The sequence below is a fragment of the Streptomyces sp. JJ38 genome, from assembly GCF_019303475.1.
Lineage (GTDB): Bacteria > Actinomycetota > Actinomycetes > Streptomycetales > Streptomycetaceae > Streptomyces.
The window spans coordinates 115,507-132,864 of record NZ_JABLSI010000003.1 but is presented as its reverse complement, the minus strand read 5'-3'; the positions used below and the strand labels follow the sequence as shown (position 1 = coordinate 132,864).

Here is a 17,358-nt window from a genome sequence, read left to right as displayed (position 1 = left end):
CAGGTGCGCTCCGCCGGCTCCCGCCGCTACTCACGCGGATCCGTTCCCCTCCTTCGCCTCCGGAGACTCGACCATGTACGCCCCTGATGACCCGAACCGATACCAAGAGGTGCTGGTCAGCCCCATGTATCTGGCTGGTTCCAACGGGACCGGTGAGGCTGGCTTCGCACCCGTCGCCCACTGGCCACACCAGTACCTCGATGAGGGCCCCTGCCAGCTCCTCGTAACCTCTCCCGACCAACGGATTCGGATCGGCTGGTTCGGCGACGACTTCGAACTGTGGAAGATCAGCGCAGCCGAGGACGCCTTCTCAGCGCCTCGCTGGACGGCAACGTTCAACCACGTCACCCCGGCCGAGATGGTCGCCGGCCTCACCACCGCACTGGTCCAGGACTACGACGAAGCGATCGCTACCGACACCCCCGGCCGCTTCTTGACAGGGCCAACCGTCCCTTGGAGGGACACCGTCCGGCCGCTGACCGATGCCGGCTGGAACCTTGACGGAGCTGCTGAACTCGGCACCGTCGAGATCATCGCTCCTGACGACCAAGCGGGCATCCATATCGATCGGCGCGGCTTCGGCTCCGACCGCAGGACCGTCGAGCTGTGGGCTGGCCCGCCGGGCTGGGGCACTCGTGCCGAAGCGACCTTTACGGCCTGCACCCCGTCCCATTTGATCGCCGCAACCGCCGCTGTGATGGCCAAGTCGACCCCGGTGGTCCGCGAACGCCACCAAATCGACCGGCGTATGCAGCACCTGGTCACGATGACCCCTGTCGCTTCGGTCACGCCGATCGCCGAGGCTCAGGTCTCCCGTGCTCCGACTCCGCTGGACGTACGACGCACCGCGGTCACCCAGGCCGTACACCGTGCCGCGCGGACACCACGCACAGCAGCCGACCTCCGGGTGATGGCCGCCCAGAGCCGCTCCACGGGTGCGGCGCAGAAACGGACGGGCCACCCCGCGCCCGCGACCTCTTCCCGGCTGCCAGCCAGCTCGCCGGCGCCACAGCGCGGGCGCTGACTCCCACCCCAAGCCGCGCTTCAATCGCGACCGTCCCTGCACAACAGGAGTTCCACCATGCCCACCACCACCATGCTCGACCAGGCCACAGCCATGATCGAGAACGCCTGGGGCCAGCCCATCAAAGCTCTTGAGGTCCTCGGGGTCCGCCGCCCCAGTGAGGACCCGCTCCTGCGCTGCGCCATGCACACCCGGACGGCCCTGGCCATCACGGACAACGCGGTAACCGTCCACCAGGACCGTCTTCACGCCCTGTCCCGGCATGGGTACGTGCCTGACTTCTACGAACTCGACCGGATCACCGACACGGCGGTCAGCCTCCGCGTCGCCACGCAGAGAGTCGTGCGTACCTCCAGGCGATCCGGCGCGTGGTGGAAGCTCGTGAGGCCGCCGCACCCGAGGTGAGGCGCCAACGGTTCGGCTGGCACAGCCCGCTGTCGCCCGCTCCGGACAGACGCGGCACGCCCCGGGGGCCGTGCCCGAACCGCCCTCTCCGGCGGCTGCCGTCGGGCCCCGGCGCCCGCAACGGGGTTCCGACGTTGAGCGGTTAGCTCTGATTCTCGTCGCAGTGGCCCTCTTCGGCGCGAGGGCCCACCATGCGGGCCAGCTCCTCCATCGTCAGCTCCACGCGCCGGCCTTCGGCGACCCGGCGCTCCACCGTCTCCTCGTCCGGCCACTGGTCGGGCTGTGCGCCGACTCCCCACTGGCCGTCGGCGACCATCGCGATGTCACCCACGGTCCACCGCCGCCCGGCCGCGCGGATCTTGCGCTCCAACCCGGCGCCGTCCCAGCGTCTGCTCGTCTCGGCCATCGCTGTCCCCCTTCTCTCACCTGCCCGTCACCGCAACCCATGCAGGACAACCGCGGCGGCCTGTCCATTCCCCGGTCTCCCGTGACCTGCCGACGACCCCCAGTTCGCCCACGGCAGACGTCCTTGCCGGGAAACAACTACGCACTTCGGCATGCCGCATGCCAACGTACGGGTGTCGGGAAAACCGCAGGTCAACGAAGGGATTCATCTAACCGTGAGCACCGCTGCCACCCTCCTTCCGGCCGTTGTCCGCCCCACGGCGGATGCTCTCCACTGGCTCTCCGCCGACCACGGTGCGGGCCCGGTGCTCGATCTCCTGGACGCACTCGGGTGGGCGATCGTCGACACCCCCGAGGCCAACGTCCACGCGACCAGCCCCGACGGCTGCGTCTACGTCGGCTGGCTCCCCGAGGACCCGTCGGCCTGGCAGCGCAACATCGTCTGGCACGTTCGGGTGCAGCCCGCCGATGGCGACGCATGGGTCCAGGAGTTCGGTCTCCACACCCCCTCCGAGGCCGTTACCGCATTCCTCGCCGCCCTGGTCGCCAACTTCTCGTGCTGACTGCCGATCAGGCTCCGCTCATACATCCACCGACGGCTCGACGACTCCCCGTCGTCGGGCCGACCAGCCCCGTCAATGTCCACCGTTCACGGAGACTCCCTTGCCCCAGTACCTGACCGTCGGCCACCTGCTCCGCCAGCTCCAGGAACTCGACCCCAACCTGCCGGTCCGTCTCGCCGTCAACCCCGACTTCCCCTTCGCTCACTTCGTGGGGGCCGAGGTCGTCGTCCGCGACGACAAGGCGTACATCGCCGACGACGGCCAGGAGGACTACCTCCCGGTGGGGGCGCGCGACGCCCTCACCTGGGCCTGATCGCTTCCCTACCATCACGGAGGCTTCCCATCTCGTCACTCTCGCGCCCCGCACCCCGCCTCGCACTGCACACTGTCGCGGCGCGCCCCATGCCGCACGGCGTGCACAGCGCGCTTGTCCAGCGCATCTCCACCCGTCCCGACGGCCCTCTCGACATCACCTGGCTCGCTACCGAAACTCCCAGACTCCCCCTCGGGCGCATCCGACTGCGCTGGGAGCCCGCATCGCGCAGCGGCTGGGACGTCACGGTGCATCTGGGCCTGACCTCTGCCGACGTGCTCCTCGGTTCCTGGCCCGCCGTCCCAGACGACTGGCCGCGCCTGATCCGTCCGACCCTCTACGAGGTGACCGGCCTGTGCGCCGCCCTCGCTTTCGCCACGGACGCCCTCGACCTCTCGAACCGTCTCGCCGGAGTCTGATTAGCCACCGAACGCGTAGGCCGCTGACCTGTACCGCGGCTGGGGCTCGTCAGTGATGTCCTACGGCGTGCTGACTGTGATCGACGCTGATGAGCTTGCCACTGACTCTCAGCCGCTCCCACGCCTCTGTGGCATCGAAATCGTTGTACATGTCCGGCGACGCTATCGGCTGATGGGCAGGGCCGCTCCTGGAATGACAAGACCGCATGCTGTAGGGAACTCCAGGCCTGGATCCCGGAGGGACCTTCCCCGCTACGTGGCAGCACTCTCCGGCGGCTCAGGCACCCACCCGCTGAGGGCTCAACGAGGCGGGAGCGATGCAAGATGAGACCGCACGTGCCGGCTGAAGTGTGCTGCGCAACGCGTGTCTCTCACGAGTGCAGCCAGGTTGTGCCATACGGTCTGGCGAATATCCCTGGGCGTTGTCCGATGATGGCGTGCCAGGGTCTGCTCCACGGCGGCGACGTTGCCGGGCAGTGGCTGAGCGGAGCTGCGGTCGCCGAAGGGGTGGTCGGTCTCGGTCAGCACACGATCGAGCGGGATGGTCTGCAGCAGAGCCGTCTTGCGTGCGGCGGAGACGTTGACGGAGAAGTAACAGCCCAGGCGGACGGCACGGGCGGTCTGTTCCGGGGCGCCAAGCCACCAGTGGAGGACCATGCCAGGGACCGGGGCACGTTCGAGTTCGTCGAGCACCTGCTCGCAGGCGCCGTAGCTGTGGATGCTGGCGATGCGCGGGGTGCGCTCCAGAACGCCGAGCACACTGCGGAGAGTGGTCTGCTGGCGCTCGAGCGGGACGCGGCTCTTGCCGTCGAGTCCGATCTCGCTGACCAGGGGCGTGTGGGCGATCAGCTGGGTGAAGGTGTCGGGGTCGAATGCGGTGTGGCTGCGGGCGAGTCCGGGATGAGCGCCGACTCCCCAGATGATCCGGTCGTCGTGCCGCTGGACGGCCTCAGTGGCCTCGGTCAGGGAGCGGGTGGCGGCGAAGATGACGGCGCCCAGGCCTGCGAGGTCGTCGGCCGGGACGCTGGTGTCGATGTGTGCGTGCAGGTCCAGCGGCGGCAGTGCGCTCGTCCTCATGGATACAGCAACTCCAGTTCTGCGACGCCCCGCGTGCACAGGTCGTAGGCCTGGCGGGTGGAGTAGTCGGAGGGCAGGTTCAGGGTCGTGATGTCGGCCGGGCGCAGCCCGCGAGCGAGGAAGGTGCGCAGGGAGGGTTCGACCGACTTGCCGGTCAGGTAGGCGCTGAGGTTCTCGGCGTGGCGGGTGTGAAGGTAGTCGGTCGTGTCCTCGATCTGGGCGGCGCGGAAGGAGGCGCGGCGCAGCAGGCAGCCGAAGCACACGCCGCAGTGGGTGCGTACGGGGATGCGGTGGGTGCGGTGTCCGGTGTGGGCGCAGGAGTGGGTGTTGCTGAGCAGCCGGGTGGCTGCGGCAGGGCCGACCAGTTCGGCGGCCCGCATGAACATTTCGCCTTTGGTGTGGGCGGCGAAGGGGTTGTGGATGTGTGCGTGAGCTCCGGCGTCGTGCGCGATGGCTGCCAGGGACTGCAGGAAGAGTGGGTGGGTGGTGCGGGTGGATACGGCGCCGCGCTGGTCGGCGGTGAGCGGCACGTTGAGGGAAGCGAAGCCGTTCTCCGGGATCCACAGCGGGACCTCTTCCACTGCTGCGGCCGCCAGGCCGAGGGCGAGGAAGAGCAGGGAGCGGGTGCGGGTGGAGTACTCGTTGGGCAGTTTCGTGCCGGTGGGCTGATGGCTTTTGCGGGAGAAGCGCAGGGCCTGGTGGGGCTGTGAGGGGCCGTCGATGAGGTGGGCAATGGTGTCGGCGACAGTTCGCTGGATGGGGGCGAGGGTGGTGGCGCCAACATGGGAGAGCAGCAGATGCTGCTCGGAGGCGAGGTCGTGGCGGGAGTGCAGGGCGCCGACGGCAGAGTCGGCGCCGCCGCTGAGCAGGACCACGCGCCGGATCCCGAGGTGTGGTGTGTCGTGAACGGCTTCGTGCGGGGCACCGGCGGTGTGGAAGCGGATTGACCATCGGTCTCCGGACAGGAAAGCCAAGAGGGCTTCGAGGCGTTCGCGCACCGCGGTCCAACGGGCCGGGTCGTAGACAGGGACGTCCAGTTCGAAGGTGCGCTGGTTCCAGTTGGAGCGGGCGGCGCGGCGGGGCGCGGTACGGTCGGCGGCGTAGACCAGGGTGGCCAGGCGGACCAGTTCGATATTGGGTTCGGGGACGGGGCCCAGGGCTCCCAGGGACGGTCCGAGGGTGGAGACGAAAGAGCCGCCGGCCCCGGCGGGCCACCAGAACACGGTGGTGTCGTCAGGCATGGGGTGGGTGGTGTCTGCGTCCAAGCGCAGGATGTAGGCGGGCATCAGGGCTCCATCCAGATGGACCGCATCGCGGTGATGCCCTCTTCGACGGCCTGGGTGATCTCGGTGGTGCTGGGGCCAGTGGTCGTGAGGAAGGCACGGTCCGCCAAGGCGCGTGCGGTCTCACGCAGTTGGCGTTCGCCGTTGGCAGTGGCCCAGGCAGGGCGGGAGCCGTCATTCATCGTCGCCGCGGTCTCGCTGATGACCGCCTCGAAGATGATCAGTGCCAGGGTTTCCCGGACGACTTCGTCGGGGCTGGGGGGTGTGCTGTCGCTGCCGGCTTCCAGGACCCATTGGGCCACTTCGCTGGCGACGAAGCGGCGTTCCTGGTCTTCGATGGTGCCGTCGGCGAGTGGCCCGCAGGCCGCGTCCACGATCCGGCGGGTCCAGTCGATCGGGTCGTCGGCGGCGGCCTGCAGTTGTGCGTAGTCGAGGCCGAGTTCCTGCAGAGCCTGCGCGTTGCCGGTGCGGTAGGCGTAGGCCGCGGCCGCGGCGCGGCCTGCGGTGCGTGAGGACCGGGCGATGCTGCGCTGTGCCCCTCCCCCGCTACGGCCTCCCCCGGCTCCCGCACCTCCGCCGCCGGGGCCGTCGGCGTGGCCGCCGGAGGGGCGGAACAGACCGAGGGCAGGGATCAACTGATCCGTGTTGAGCTGGGGTGAGGGCGCGCCGGGGCCGGAGCCGGCCAGAACGTCGAGCCACTGGGTGACGTTGTGCTGCAGTTGTTTGCTGGCCGGTGTGCCGTTTCCGGTGTAGGAGCCTTTGGTGCCCATCAGCGGCTGCTTCCTGTGCCCAGGGCGTGGTCGAGGGTGCGCCCGATTTGGTCCTGGCCGGCCGGGACATGGCTCTTCCAGTGCTCCAGCACGCCGCGGAAGACGGGGACGGCGGACGGGAGAACCAGGATGGTGGCCGGTTGCAATTCTCGGGCAGGAATGGACTGCAGGAGGCGGGTGGCCCGCTCGGTGCTGGCCGGGTAGGCAGTGGTGATGCGAACCAGGCTGCGCACGGCTGCGGTCTGTTCGGTAGGCCGGTCTCGGCCGGCCCGGCCGAGGTATTCGACCAGGCTCAGGGCGTCGTCCTCGCCGAGTGCGGTGATGTCGGCTTCGGTGACCCGGCGCTGGTCGAAGCGCACGCTGGACAGCAGGTTGGCCGCGATGTCGCGCAGCCGACCGGGCAGTCCGGCGTCGAGGAGTTGCTCGCCGGTGAACGCGGCTGCCAGGTAAAGGTAAGGGGCCAGGTCCACGGGGCCGAGGTCGGGGGGAAGTTTGGCCCATCGGATCAGGTCGTCGTCGAAGGTGACCGGCTCGCTCTCGCATTCGTCCGGCGTCGGTTGCTGTTCCGGGGAAGCGGCGTCGTCGGGAGCGGGGTCGGCGGCGATGTGGGGTTCGGGGGCGGGCCGGCCGGCGGTTGTTTCCAGTTTGGCCATGCGGGAGCGCAGTTCGCCGCGGGCCAGCCATCCCAGGACGGTGGCGAAGGCGTTGGGCAGCAGCTTCTCCAGAACCATGAGCTTGGCCACGATGTCCGGCTCGAGTTCGATGCCGCGATGGCCGGCGACGGACTGGCGCACCCGCAGGTCGTTGAGGAAGCGCTTGATGCGGCGGGGGCTGCCTTGGAGCTTCTCGTAGAGGATGGGTGTCATCCGTGAGGCAAAGGCCATTTCGGCGAAGATGTCGTTGCCGTTCACGGCCTCGGCCAGGTCGTCCAGCAGGCCCTTCTCCAGCCGCAGGTGTACGCAGGCCTCGATGTAGGGGGTGAGTTCCTCGACGGTCAGGCGCTGAGAGAGCTGCAGCAGGACGAGGAATGCCTCGGTGTCGAAGCGGCTCAGGGTGGGCAGCGGCACCGTGGTCTGCACGATCTTGTGCAGGTAGAGGCTGGCCGGTTCCTCGAAGTATCTCTCTTGTGCTGACTGATGTCCGCTGCCGGGGTCGGGGAAGCGGGCTCGCAGGGCGTCGGCAACCCGGTGCTCGTCGGCGGCGACGACGAAGGCCATCTTCGGCACGGCCAGGAACAGCCGGATGGTCTCCAGCGTGTCCACGACCGTGTCGGGCAGGCAGCGGTCGAGATCGTCGACCAGCACGACCACGCGCCTGAGGTGGCTGAGTTCGGCGGACTCCATCAGTGTGCGGAACTCACTGCGGAATTCGCCGAGTCCGCGTGAGGGCGGGTCGCCTGCGTCGGCATCATCGTTGCCGGGCTCGGTGTTGATCAGGCTGGTGAGGTCGTCGACGGAGGGCAGCTGCAGGGTCAGGGACGTCTTGGCCGCCACTTGCAGGGCCTTGGCCCAGTCGACTCGCTGGCGCAGCTTGGTCAGCATCGTCCGGGCGCGGCTGATGCGGCCCTCTGGCTGTTCCTTCTTGGCGAGCTCGGCGGCGACGGCGCTGAGCACCTCGCCGATCAGGGTTTCCTTGGCGCCCACACCGGGGTCGTAGCGCCACGGGTCTGTGCTGATCACGAGAATGGTCGTGTCCGTTGCGGGCGGCTGGGGGGCGAGTTCGTCCTCGATGAGGCGGAGCACGGTGGTCTTGCCGCTCCCCCAGGCGCCCGAGACTCCGACGGTCACCGGGTCAAGGGCGTCGTCGAGGACGGCCTGGACCACGGTTTTGGCCACCGCGTCAAAAGACAGAAGATCCAGGTGGGTCGGCTCGTCCGACCACAGCTGTGCAGACATATTGCTCTTGCCCATCCCCAGGGCCTGTGACTATCTCGTCTCAGGCGGTACCCGCACCAGCACTGCGCATACGGGCACTCCCGAGTGTGCAGCAAACACACACAATAGCGCTCGTTTCATCCTCAACAACAGAAACAGGCGCATCCATTGCGGCCGCCGACGTGGCCGATGCCGACCCGGGGCGGGCGGCGGATGACTGCATCCTCGGTCTGCCCGTGCCGACGCGATTCGGCCATTGCGGGCGTGAAGCCGGGCGCGCGCCACAGCCGAGAGAGTAGCCGCCAGCCCGCACCCAGTACGCCAATGCGTCGATCAACTACCGCCGCGGAAGCTTGCGTGGGCGCTCACCCGGCATCGCGGGCGGCACCAGCGGTTCGAGCACCGCCCACTCGACATCGGAAAGATCCGTAGGATACCTCCCGCCGTTCGGCCACACGCGCCTCCCCATGGTGCAGGGCCTGCTAGCTCGCCTGCCCTTACCGGGACTTAGCAGATACCTACTAACTCCATTGCTGTTACGGTCCGTTACGCGACAACGTTCAAGGTGCAGCGCCAGTCTGTCGGCAAAACGGCACGGTGGGTTAGGCGCCACTGTCACCCCGGTGGCGCCTCCAGCCCGTTACCTGCCTACTCCAGGTAGATGCCGGCGAGTACGCCGTCGAACCCGAGGGCGGTCAAGCCCGCCTCGACACTCGGGTAGGTCGTCCCGTGCGGGCCGCCGACAAGGGCGTCGAAGTCGGCGCGGCTGATCTCGGGCTCGGGCCACTGGTTGCCGCACCGGCAGCGGACCCAGACGTTGCGCCCGTGGTTGATGAGCAGCCAGTCGCGTCGGGCACGGCAGGCGGAGCACATCACGGGGATGCCGCCGAGAGCGAGTTCGGGTGAGTGGCCGACGCAGCGAATTGCGCCGGGTCCGTCGGCCGGCCGGGTCTCGGCCTGGAGCTGCAGCAGGGGGTCGGTACCAGTGGGGAGGACGGGCAGGACGGGTGCCGACTCCGTGGTGCGGGGGGTGGTTCTGAGCACGAGCGTCAACTCCCGGTTGTCGGTCCTGTTTTCATCCGTAACAGCCGGTGGAACCGGCTGTCCATACCTTTCGCAGCGTCCGCTCGGTTAGTGACCGGCTGCCGGTTCGACCTGGTCAGCGACGTGGCGAGCGGCGGCTGGGGTCTTGCATGGTCCCGAGCGGCGCGGTTGCCGTCGCGTTCCGTTCACCGGTGCGGCTGCTCGACGTCTTGGCATGGCGGGTGGCGGCCTGCGGGCGGCGCGCAGCGTCACCCGGGTGTGCCGGGAGCTGGGCGATGCGCCGCAGGCGCCAGACCAGGACGTCGTTCACGTCATCGGCGCTTTCGAGTTCACGCATGTCGATGGCCTGGCGCAGGAGAGCTTCGGAGTCGTGGCCCGCCCGCTCGGCCTGGGCGAGGGTGGCGACCAAGGCGTCGCTCCTCGCTTCCATGCCTCCTGCCTGTACGACCTTCTCCGGCAGGACGGCGCGAAGGGTGGCTTCGTGCGTGCGGCGCTGGGCTTCTGGAAGGGCCCGACCTTCGTCGTGCAGCACTCGCATCGGGGTGGCAGCGGCCTGCCGGTAGGCGGTGCGCAGGTGCGCCGCGGCTTGTCGGGAGGCGTGGGCCTGCTGAGCGTGTCCGCGTGCGGAGTGCCAGCGGGCGGCGGCGAGGGTGACCAGGACAAGGGTGGAGACAAGCATGGCGGTGGTGCCGCCGTCCTCGCCTCGGCCGAGCGCCCCGCCGGCCTGGACAATGCCCCGGGCGGCTGAGCGGAGAGCCCGGGTGTCGGCGCGTTCGGCACGGACATGACTGCGGGTCGCCCGCTCGAAGGCGCGAGCTGCGGCAGCCAGCTCCGCGCGGGTGGTGGCCGGTGAGGTCTGGGCCACCGCGTCGAGGAGTTCTCCGACGCCGACAAGCTGGGGGGCGGCCTCGCCGTCCTCGTCGCGTTCCAGAAGCGTGGCCGAGCGCTCGGCGATGACGGTCGCGTCGCGTCGTTGACGGGCGGGCGGTGACCAGTTCGTCCGGTCAGCGCCGACCGCGGGAGCGCTCGGCTCGGCGGCCCCGTCGGTGAGGCGTAGGCGGATCTTCGGAAGGGAGAGGTCGGGGGCCAGCTTGGAGCCGGGGTACCAGACCGGGTCTCCGTCGCGGTTGCGGTCGCCGGGCAGGGCCACGTTGTAGCCGAGCGCGTCACCGGACGGAGCGTGCCGCAGCTTCACCCGCACCCCCGCCTCGCGGAGCCGCGTGAAGAACTCCTCCTCCGAATCCGCTCCCGCCACGGCTCGACGAACGGCCTCACGGAGCGTCTCGCGCGAGGTCTCCGGACGGCCGGTGCGCTCGGCCTTGAACTTCTCGGCGCTGCTGGGATTCTTTGCTGCGGTTCCGTCGCCGGCGTTCAGGCGCCGCAGGCCCATCTCCTTCTCGATGCGGCGGCATTCGGCCTGGGCCTTGTTGAAGTCGTAGTTCAGGCGCGGGTTGCGCAGGTCGCCGCGTACGAGGGTGGCAACGATGTGGATGTGGTCCTCCGCGTGGCGGACGGCGATCCACCGGCAGCCGTCGGGGTCTCCGGCCGGGACGATGCCGGTGGCGTGGACGATGCGCTGGGCGACGGCGTTCCACTCCTCGTCGTCCAGCCGCCGGTCCCCCGGGGCGGTGCGGACCGAGCAGTGCCAGACGTGCTTGGCGGGCGCGCGGTCGCCGGCCTGCTTGACCCGCAGGTCCAGGGCGGCGGTGAGCCGGGCGAGGGTGACCTTCGGGTCGGGGTCGAGGCCGGGGTCGCGGCCGGGGTCGGGGGCGAAGCCGTCCCAGGAGCCGACAAGGTGCGCGTCGGTGTGCTCCTCGCGCCGTCCGGGGCCGTACAGGTAGACGAGGAGGCCGTGGGTGCGGGAGCCGCGTCCGATGTCGGGAACCATCACAGCCGCCGGGTCACCAGGTCATTCGCCGCGTCATCGACGCGGGCGAGAAGTCCGGTCAGCGCGCCCAGCGCGTGTTCGAGTTCACCGGCGCGCGGCTGGCCACCACTGTTGAGGACGAAGGCGATCTGGTTGATGTTGTTGCCGATCCGGGCCAGCGCGGTGCGTAGAGCGGCGAGTTCGTCGATGGCGGTGTCGAGCTGGTCGTTGCTGTGCATGGCGGCGCGTCCGCGGGCGGCGCTCAGGCCGGCGGTGGCGAGGAAGCGGGCGACGGTAACGCCGCGCTGGGTGGCGGCGTCGGTGATCTCGGCTTTCTCGGTGTCGGAGAGGCGGGTGGTCGTCTTGCGGGCGCGCTCGCTCGCGTTGCGGGTGCGGCGGCGCGGGGTGCGGTCGGGAAAGGCGGGCGTGCTCGGGCTCGGCTGCTCGCGGTGGTCGTCGTGGTCAGCGTCTCCCCCGGTGACCGGCGCCCCCTGGTGCCGGTTGCCCGGCTGGTCCTCGTGCGCCCTCGCTCGGGGACCAGCCGGGCTTCCCTCGCCCTCCTGGGCGGGGGCAAGTGCGTACGACGGGCCGTAGGACCGTCGTACGCGATAGCTTGCTCCGCCAGGAGCCGTGGTGGAGTCACGCTGCTGTCCAGCGGGGGTGGCCACCGGGTCGTTGGTGTTCACCGACTCGTCTCCGGGTCCTGCTGCTGGATTTCGCGGACGAGTTCCTCGATCCAGTCCATGGCCAGGACCGGGTGGTGCAGGGTCCAGGGGCGGTCGTGCTGCTCTCGTTGCACGATCCAGGTGGTGTCGGGGCCGGACCGGGCGCGGTGGAGGTGTCCGTGCTGGTGCAGGACGGTCAGCCAGGAGTCGACTTCGGCGGGCGTGGCCGGGTGAGTGCGCATCGGGTGCTCTCCGCTTCTGCTGTGGCGGGGTATCTCGGAGACATGCGGAGCGGGTGACCGGCCGGGGTAACCGGCTTGGTCACCCGCTCCGTGGAGGTTCGGTCAGGGCCGGGAGGAGGTGACCGGCTGGCGGTGCTGCTCGCGCAGCTGCGCCATCAGCGCGGTCAGGGTGTCGCTGGACAGCGGGATCTGCTGACCTCGGATCGCCTGTGCGACCACCTTGCGGGTCAGTTTGTCCTCGGCCCTGACCGCCGACCGGGCGATCCTCAGCAGTTTCTCGGTGTCCGGGTCAGGACGCCGGTCACCGGTCGGCCGGGCGGCCCGGTCAGTGACCGGCGGCGAGGTGACCGGCGGGGCAGTGACCGCCGCCGGGCTGCCCTGGTCATCACCGACCGGGGCCGCGCTGTCGGGGCGGTCAGAAACCGTCCGCCCCTTGTCCGTCTGTCCCTGCAGGTCAGGGGCACCGTGGCTCCGGTCGCGGTGGTCGGTGGCCGACTGGCCGCTGTCCGCCGGGGTCGAGTCTCCGGTCAGTGACTGGGTGGCGGTGTCTTCGTCGGTCAGGGGCGGCGGCAGCCGGTCGGTCGGAGAGGTGACTGGCTGACCGGACTTGACCTGACCGGCCGCTGGCCGCTGCTGACCGGCTCGGTTGGTCCGGGTGACCTCGATGGCGTCGCCCCGGTCGGTCTTACCGAGGTGGCCGGGCTGACCGCGGTTCTGCCGGTCAGTGTCCTTGACCGGGCCCCGGGCGATGAGAATGTAGAGGTGGACCGCTCCGGCCAGTGCGAGCGGGGCGATGGTGGAGAGCACCGCGACCACCGCGTCACCGAGCCGGAGTCCGGTGCCGGCGACCGCGTCCTGGTTGATGCGGACCGCGTGGAGCGCGTTGGCCCAGATGCTGGCTGCGGTGGCCGTGCCGAAGAGCGTCCAGACGTAGAGCCGGGCGCGCAGGGGTGCGTTGCGCAGAACCAGGAGGGCTCGGATGCCGTAGGCGATGAACCCGTCGATCACCAGGGGGAAGAGGTAGGTGAGGAAGCCCCGGATGTGGATGGCGACGGCCATCTGCTGCAGGGCGTCGTACGACAGCGCGCATCCCGCGCCCCCGAGGGCGACGACGGCCGCGCGGTCCCACCCGGATATGTGCGCCGTCTTCGGCGCGCTCGCGGTGTTCATGCCGCCGTCCCGAAGTCGTCGCGGATCAGGCGCTCGCCGCTGGTCTCGGGGGGCGGAGTGTTCGTGGTGGGCTGGTTGAGGGTTCGGTTGCGCTCGGCTCGGCGGATCTCGCGGTAGCGCTTTTTGGCGTGCTCTTCGGTGACCTTCAGAAGCCAGGCCAGGCGCTGCTCGGTCACCCCGTGGCGGTAGGCCGCGTGCTCGACCGCGCGGCGCTCCGCATGGGTGAGGTGCACGTCGCGCCCGGCGATGGTGGCGTTGACGCGGCTGTAGTCGAGGCGGCTGGCGAGCTTCTCGTGCAGCGGCCCGCGCTCCTCCTCCGTCAGGCCGCCCCGGATCCCGTCGGTGTCGCCCCCTTCGAGAGCGGCGTCCAGGCAGGTGCGGCGGACCGGGCACTGGCCGCACAGGGCCTTGGCCGTGGCGATCTTGGCGATCTCATCGGGTTCGGGGAAGAAGACTTCGGGGTCCACCGGGTTGTACTCGGTGCTCTGGCAGACGGCGTCGGCCTGCCAGGTGTGGTCGCCGAGCTGACGGTGGTGGGCGGGGCCGTTCATCGTGCTGGTCATGCGGGGTGCTCCGATCGCTCTCCGCGCGCAGGGGCGTCGGCGGAGAGGTGCGCTGGCGGTAGGCGCCCGGGACGGCGCTTCGGGGGCGCGGTCCGGCGGGGTGGCCTGTGGAGGGTCAGGCGGCGGCGCTGTGGCGTCTCCGGTCGACGGCCTCGAACTCGACTCGGGTAGTCATCTGCGCGAGCCTGCTGGCGACGCGGTCGCCGAGGTAGGAGCGCAGGTCCTTGATCGCCAGGTTGGTGGTGATCAGCGTGGGGAGTTCGTAGTTGTACCGCCGGTTGATCAGCCGGTACGTCACTTCCTCGACCCACTCGCTGGCCTTGGCCGCGCCGAGGTCGTCGATGATCAGCAGCGGGCAGCGGCTGACGGCTGCCAGCTCTCGCTCGCTGTCGACCCCGGGCCGGGGTCGGAGATCGGCGTAGAGGTCGGCTGCGGTGGTGGCGCGCCAGCGAACACCGACGCCGCTCTGCACCAGCGCTCGGACCGCACCGTACGCCTGGTGTGTCTTGCCCGCGCCGACGACTCCGGCCATCAGCAGGCTGGGCCCGGTGGTGACCTGTCGTCGGGCTCCTCGGCTGGGGGCGACGGCCGCCTCGGTGACCTTCCCGACCCAGTCCAGGACCGTGGGGTGATCGGCGACAGCCGCCTGGTAGCGCGGGGGCATCCCGGTCAGGAGGGCGTCGAGCGGGGAGACCGGCTCGGCGACGTCGGGGAGCGTGGCGTCGGCCGGGTCGATGTTGCGGGCGGCCAGGATCCTCGCCATGCGCTCCAGGATGGCTTCGTTGCTGAGGAGCTGCGGTTCGCGGCGGCGGGTGTGCATCACAGCTCCTCGGCGTAGGCGGCAGAAGCGTTGGCCGGGTTGGTCCACGCCTGGTGGGCGGGCACGTTAGGCCGGATTCCCGGCCGTGCCAAACCGCAGGGGCGAGCGTTCATCGCCTCGTTGACCATGCTGGTCAGCACGCTCGGGTGCTTCGGATTGGCCGCGAAGTTCGCCAGCCCGGCTCGGATGTGCTCCGGTGCGATGCCCTCGTCCAGGAGCTTCTTGGTGATCCGCCCGAGGTGCCCGATCACGTCGCTCGGGGGGCGCTGGTCGCACCCGGCGACGTACTCCCCGACGAGGTCCTTGGCTGAGATGCCGACTGCGGGCGCTGTGCGCCCCGTAGGGACAAGAGATCCAGGATCCAGGATCCTAGATCCAGGCGCCGAGCCTTCGGGGAGGCTTCGGAGAAGGCTCGGGGAGCCTTCCGAGACAATCCTCTGACCTGCGCTTTTTTCGTCGGCCCGCCCGGGTGCGCTGATGGCTCCGTCGGCAGCCTCCTGCCGGTAAGCGGCTGGCCCGTCTGCCTGGTCCGGCACCGTCGAGGCGGGTACGGCAGGCAGATCGAGGGCTCGGTGTGCCCTCGCCGAGGTCTCGGCGAGTCCTCGGGGAGAAGTGGGCGAGCCCTCCGCCCTCCGGGTGCAGGAGCCCTTGCACGGTGCGCACCGGTCGGCAGCCTGGTGCTGCGGGCACGAGGGCAGGCGCGACTGGCTCGGCTTGTCGATCTTTTGGTGCTCGGACCAGGTCACGATGTGGAGGTAGCGGCGGCCGTCGCATCCGGTATACCGGCAGATCAGTCCGGCGTTCGCGAGCTGGTGGAGGTCGTCCTCGACGTGGACCGAGGTGTGCTCGGCGCGCAGGGGCCAGAGAAGCCCTGCGATGATCGCGGCGTTGTCCCGGTGGCGGCCGTGGTCGTCTGCCTGGGTAAGCAGGCCGAAGAAGGTCCTCTCGGCCGCTACGGTCACTTCGGCGAGTGATTCGGAGGTGAACGCCTCCGGCTTGACGGTTCGGATCCGGGCCATGTCAGCGGCCCCGCTCGGCGGCGACCAGGTCACTGCGGGTGAGGGTGGCGTCGGCCCGGCGGAAGGTGTGCGGGCGCATCCAGTCCACCTCTGGCCAGACCCGCAGGATCCAGCGAGCTGCGACCCTGGCGGTGGGGCGGCCCAGCTCTACGGTCCTCCCGGCCTCGTCCTTGACGACGGAATGGAGGTGAGGCCACGTCTGTGTCGGGTCGGTGAGACTGACCCGGATGGTGGCCGCGCCCGGGATCATGTCGGCGAGCTGGGCGGCGAGGCGGCGTGGACGGACGTCGTCCGCGCAGGCCGGGCTTCCGCTCGGCGTGGCGAGCATGCGATACTCCGTTGTTCGTAGGAGCGCGGTGCGACGGTCTCGTGCAAGAAGCCCTGCCGCCCGCGTGATGTGCAATTGGCGCCCTTCGGGGTGCCAGCCCGGCGCCTGGGAAGTTGGTAGCTCCTCGGCGCCGGTTTCAGTTCCGGACCAGGTCACGGGTCGTATGCCGGCATCCGTCCCGCCTCCTTTCCGCTGGTCATCGGCCCTTCTCCGGGGCCCTGCCCGGCGTGGGACGACGAACATACGTAGACCCCGCGGACAAGTCCATCCCGTTGCCGAAAAGATCGTTTGCGGTCGGCTCACCCGGTGTCGGCTGGTTTCGCGCAGGCGATGTCGACATGGATCCGCGCCGCCTGGACGCTGTCCAGGCGCTTGCTGCGCGAGCAGTCATGACAGAGGAATAGGCATAGGGGTTCCCAGAGGCTGGCATCGTAGAATCGGCCCTGATCAACAGGTGCGGTACGGAAACGTACGTCAGTTTCGAAAATGCATCAACCCTGGCTTACAGTTGACCCCGACACCGAGCCCATCGCCACCACGCAGCAGGAGTGCCAGTGCCCCCTCGTCAGTTCGACGGCAGCCTCGTGCGGGCTGTCCGCCGGCGCAGGGACATGCACCAGAGGCAGCTGGGCGAGCTGGTAGGCGTCAGCGGCGCCACCGTCGCACGATGGGAATCCGGGAAGGATTTCCCCAAGGGCGAGAAGCTGCCGGCGATCGCAACAGCGCTCGATGAGCCGCTCGACGAACTGTTCCCCCACGAGGGCCCGCCGGACCTACAGCTTCTGCGGTGCGACGCCGGTCTCAGCGTGGCGGAGGCCACCGAAATCATCGGGGCAAGCCGGGGACCGGTGGGCAATGCCGAGTCCGGGCGGCGCAGGCTCAACGCCAGCTACGTGACGCCGCTGGCGGCGGCGTACGGGGTGACCGAGGATGAGCTGCTCGCGGCGCAGGATCGGTCGTTCGGCATTCGCACCACCTCCCCGCGTGACGATCAAGAAGCCGCGCCTCGCACAATCGGAGAAAAAATCAACTTTCTCCTGCAGTACGGCTCCACCGGCGAGAAGGCGCTCTCCGACGCGGAGATTGCGCAGCTCGTCAATCAGCATGCGCCGACGGCAGCCGTCACCGCCGAGGGCATCGGCGAACTGCGCGAAGGTACGGCAACCGAGGCATCGGATGAGGTGCGCGCCGGCCTGGCCCATGCCTTCCAGGTTCCCCCCTGGCTGTTCGGCGACGACGCCGAGCTGAGCCCCATGATCCAGGAGTTCCTGGAGGCTGTCCGTTTCATCAGCTCGATCCACCAGGGACAGGTCCTCGGCCTGGCGGCACGCGGCAGCGAGATCTTGTCCTTGAAGACGATGGCCGACATCAACAGACTCGTGGGAGAACTGAGGCACAAATTGTCCGAGGTTCAGGACAAGGAGTGACCCCGCCGGTATAGGCGGGGTCAGATGGCTGGCGGCGCTACTGCCTTGCAGGCGTGTCCGATATGACAAGCGCGGATACG

At 69.6% G+C, this 17,358-nt stretch carries 20 protein-coding genes; 6 read left to right on the top strand and 14 right to left on the bottom strand.

Translation table 11 applies throughout. The features are described 5' to 3' along the window. The first annotated feature begins 73 nt into the window (after positions 1-73). Positions 74-1,024, top strand: a complete 951-nt coding sequence (locus HPT28_RS02500; RefSeq protein WP_219088740.1) for a DUF317 domain-containing protein — start codon at positions 74-76, stop codon at positions 1,022-1,024. Positions 1,025-1,081: 57 nt separating this feature from the next. Beyond that, entirely contained in the window at positions 1,082-1,429 is a 348-nt protein-coding gene (locus HPT28_RS02495; protein WP_257577941.1) for a hypothetical protein, read from the top strand. 142 nt (positions 1,430-1,571) lie between these two features. Here the strand turns inward: HPT28_RS02495 and HPT28_RS02490 are convergent, their stop codons facing one another. Next, a complete protein-coding gene (locus tag HPT28_RS02490; protein WP_219088739.1) occupies positions 1,572-1,835 on the bottom strand; it encodes a hypothetical protein in 264 nt (87 codons plus the stop codon). Between the two features lie 214 nt (positions 1,836-2,049). Between HPT28_RS02490 and HPT28_RS02485 the strand changes: the two genes are divergently transcribed. The 3 genes from HPT28_RS02485 to HPT28_RS02475 all read left to right on the top strand — a co-directional run bounded on the left by HPT28_RS02485 (position 2,050) and on the right by HPT28_RS02475 (position 3,129). Beyond that, positions 2,050-2,397 (top strand): DUF317 domain-containing protein, encoded by a 348-nt coding sequence (locus HPT28_RS02485; RefSeq protein ID WP_219088737.1) that lies wholly within the window; start codon positions 2,050-2,052, stop codon positions 2,395-2,397. A 100-nt stretch (positions 2,398-2,497) separates the two neighbouring features. Then, positions 2,498-2,710, top strand: coding sequence for a hypothetical protein (locus tag HPT28_RS02480; RefSeq protein ID WP_219088735.1), 213 nt, complete (start codon positions 2,498-2,500; stop codon positions 2,708-2,710). 101 nt (positions 2,711-2,811) lie between these two features. Next, positions 2,812-3,129 (top strand): esterase, encoded by a 318-nt coding sequence (locus HPT28_RS02475; protein ID WP_308119043.1) that lies wholly within the window; start codon positions 2,812-2,814, stop codon positions 3,127-3,129. Between the two features lie 300 nt (positions 3,130-3,429). Here HPT28_RS02475 and HPT28_RS02470 read toward each other — a convergent pair whose 3' ends face one another. The 13 genes from HPT28_RS02470 to HPT28_RS02410 form a co-directional block, all read right to left on the bottom strand. Continuing rightward, positions 3,430-4,206 carry a TatD family hydrolase gene (locus HPT28_RS02470; RefSeq protein WP_219088732.1) on the bottom strand — a complete coding sequence of 259 codons (777 nt, stop codon included), beginning with the start codon at positions 4,204-4,206 and terminating at the stop codon, positions 3,430-3,432. After that, positions 4,203-5,492, bottom strand: a complete 1,290-nt coding sequence (locus HPT28_RS02465; RefSeq protein WP_219088730.1) for a 7-cyano-7-deazaguanine synthase — start codon at positions 5,490-5,492, stop codon at positions 4,203-4,205. The genes HPT28_RS02470 and HPT28_RS02465 overlap by 4 nt, the downstream gene beginning before the upstream one ends. Then, entirely contained in the window at positions 5,492-6,259 is a 768-nt protein-coding gene (locus HPT28_RS02460) for a hypothetical protein (RefSeq protein WP_219088727.1), read from the bottom strand. Before HPT28_RS02460 ends, HPT28_RS02465 begins: the two co-directional genes overlap by 1 nt. Next, a complete protein-coding gene (locus HPT28_RS02455) occupies positions 6,259-8,169 on the bottom strand; it encodes a P-loop NTPase fold protein (RefSeq protein ID WP_219088725.1) in 1,911 nt (636 codons plus the stop codon). The genes HPT28_RS02460 and HPT28_RS02455 overlap by 1 nt, the downstream gene beginning before the upstream one ends. 612 nt (positions 8,170-8,781) lie before the next feature. Next, on the bottom strand, positions 8,782-9,186 hold the full coding sequence (locus HPT28_RS02450; RefSeq protein WP_219088724.1) for a hypothetical protein: 405 nt from the start codon (positions 9,184-9,186) through the stop codon (positions 8,782-8,784). 106 nt (positions 9,187-9,292) lie between these two features. After that, positions 9,293-11,065 carry a relaxase/mobilization nuclease domain-containing protein gene (locus tag HPT28_RS02445; protein ID WP_219088802.1) on the bottom strand — a complete coding sequence of 591 codons (1,773 nt, stop codon included), beginning with the start codon at positions 11,063-11,065 and terminating at the stop codon, positions 9,293-9,295. Then, the gene (locus HPT28_RS02440; protein ID WP_219088722.1) at positions 11,065-11,730 is read right to left on the bottom strand and encodes a MobC family plasmid mobilization relaxosome protein; all 666 of its coding nucleotides are present in this window, start codon (positions 11,728-11,730) and stop codon (positions 11,065-11,067) included. Before HPT28_RS02440 ends, HPT28_RS02445 begins: the two co-directional genes overlap by 1 nt. Further along, positions 11,727-11,951: a hypothetical protein gene (locus HPT28_RS02435; protein ID WP_219088720.1), complete on the bottom strand. Its 225-nt coding sequence runs from the start codon at positions 11,949-11,951 to the stop codon at positions 11,727-11,729. The genes HPT28_RS02440 and HPT28_RS02435 overlap by 4 nt, the downstream gene beginning before the upstream one ends. Positions 11,952-12,053: 102 nt before the next feature. Then, a complete protein-coding gene (locus HPT28_RS02430; protein WP_219088718.1) occupies positions 12,054-13,121 on the bottom strand; it encodes a DUF2637 domain-containing protein in 1,068 nt (355 codons plus the stop codon). Next, on the bottom strand, positions 13,118-13,684 hold the full coding sequence (locus HPT28_RS02425; protein ID WP_219088716.1) for a WhiB family transcriptional regulator: 567 nt from the start codon (positions 13,682-13,684) through the stop codon (positions 13,118-13,120). Before HPT28_RS02425 ends, HPT28_RS02430 begins: the two co-directional genes overlap by 4 nt. 115 nt (positions 13,685-13,799) lie before the next feature. Next, entirely contained in the window at positions 13,800-14,504 is a 705-nt protein-coding gene (locus tag HPT28_RS02420) for an ATP-binding protein (protein ID WP_219088715.1), read from the bottom strand. Further along, positions 14,504-15,523, bottom strand: a complete 1,020-nt coding sequence (locus HPT28_RS02415; protein ID WP_219088713.1) for a hypothetical protein — start codon at positions 15,521-15,523, stop codon at positions 14,504-14,506. The genes HPT28_RS02420 and HPT28_RS02415 overlap by 1 nt, the downstream gene beginning before the upstream one ends. A 1-nt stretch (position 15,524) precedes the next feature. Then, positions 15,525-15,851: a transcriptional regulator gene (locus HPT28_RS02410; RefSeq protein WP_219088711.1), complete on the bottom strand. Its 327-nt coding sequence runs from the start codon at positions 15,849-15,851 to the stop codon at positions 15,525-15,527. A gap of 554 nt (positions 15,852-16,405) precedes the next feature. Here HPT28_RS02410 and HPT28_RS02405 point away from each other — a divergent pair. Further along, positions 16,406-17,278 carry a helix-turn-helix transcriptional regulator gene (locus tag HPT28_RS02405; RefSeq protein WP_219088709.1) on the top strand — a complete coding sequence of 291 codons (873 nt, stop codon included), beginning with the start codon at positions 16,406-16,408 and terminating at the stop codon, positions 17,276-17,278. Positions 17,279-17,358: the final 80 nt, after the last annotated feature.

Coding starts and splice junctions, on each gene's coding strand:
- HPT28_RS02500 (WP_219088740.1), top strand. CDS start 74: ATGTACGCCCCTGATGACCCGAACCGATACCAAGAGGTGCTGGTCAGC.
- HPT28_RS02495 (WP_257577941.1), top strand. CDS start 1,082: ATGCCCACCACCACCATGCTCGACCAGGCCACAGCCATGATCGAGAAC.
- HPT28_RS02490 (WP_219088739.1), bottom strand. CDS start 1,835: ATGGCCGAGACGAGCAGACGCTGGGACGGCGCCGGGTTGGAGCGCAAG.
- HPT28_RS02470 (WP_219088732.1), bottom strand. CDS start 4,206: ATGAGGACGAGCGCACTGCCGCCGCTGGACCTGCACGCACACATCGAC.
- HPT28_RS02465 (WP_219088730.1), bottom strand. CDS start 5,492: ATGCCCGCCTACATCCTGCGCTTGGACGCAGACACCACCCACCCCATG.
- HPT28_RS02460 (WP_219088727.1), bottom strand. CDS start 6,259: ATGGGCACCAAAGGCTCCTACACCGGAAACGGCACACCGGCCAGCAAA.
- HPT28_RS02455 (WP_219088725.1), bottom strand. CDS start 8,169: ATGGGCAAGAGCAATATGTCTGCACAGCTGTGGTCGGACGAGCCGACC.
- HPT28_RS02445 (WP_219088802.1), bottom strand. CDS start 11,065: ATGGTTCCCGACATCGGACGCGGCTCCCGCACCCACGGCCTCCTCGTC.
- HPT28_RS02435 (WP_219088720.1), bottom strand. CDS start 11,951: ATGCGCACTCACCCGGCCACGCCCGCCGAAGTCGACTCCTGGCTGACC.
- HPT28_RS02430 (WP_219088718.1), bottom strand. CDS start 13,121: ATGAACACCGCGAGCGCGCCGAAGACGGCGCACATATCCGGGTGGGAC.
- HPT28_RS02425 (WP_219088716.1), bottom strand. CDS start 13,684: ATGACCAGCACGATGAACGGCCCCGCCCACCACCGTCAGCTCGGCGAC.
- HPT28_RS02420 (WP_219088715.1), bottom strand. CDS start 14,504: ATGCACACCCGCCGCCGCGAACCGCAGCTCCTCAGCAACGAAGCCATC.
- HPT28_RS02415 (WP_219088713.1), bottom strand. CDS start 15,523: ATGGCCCGGATCCGAACCGTCAAGCCGGAGGCGTTCACCTCCGAATCA.
- HPT28_RS02410 (WP_219088711.1), bottom strand. CDS start 15,851: ATGCTCGCCACGCCGAGCGGAAGCCCGGCCTGCGCGGACGACGTCCGT.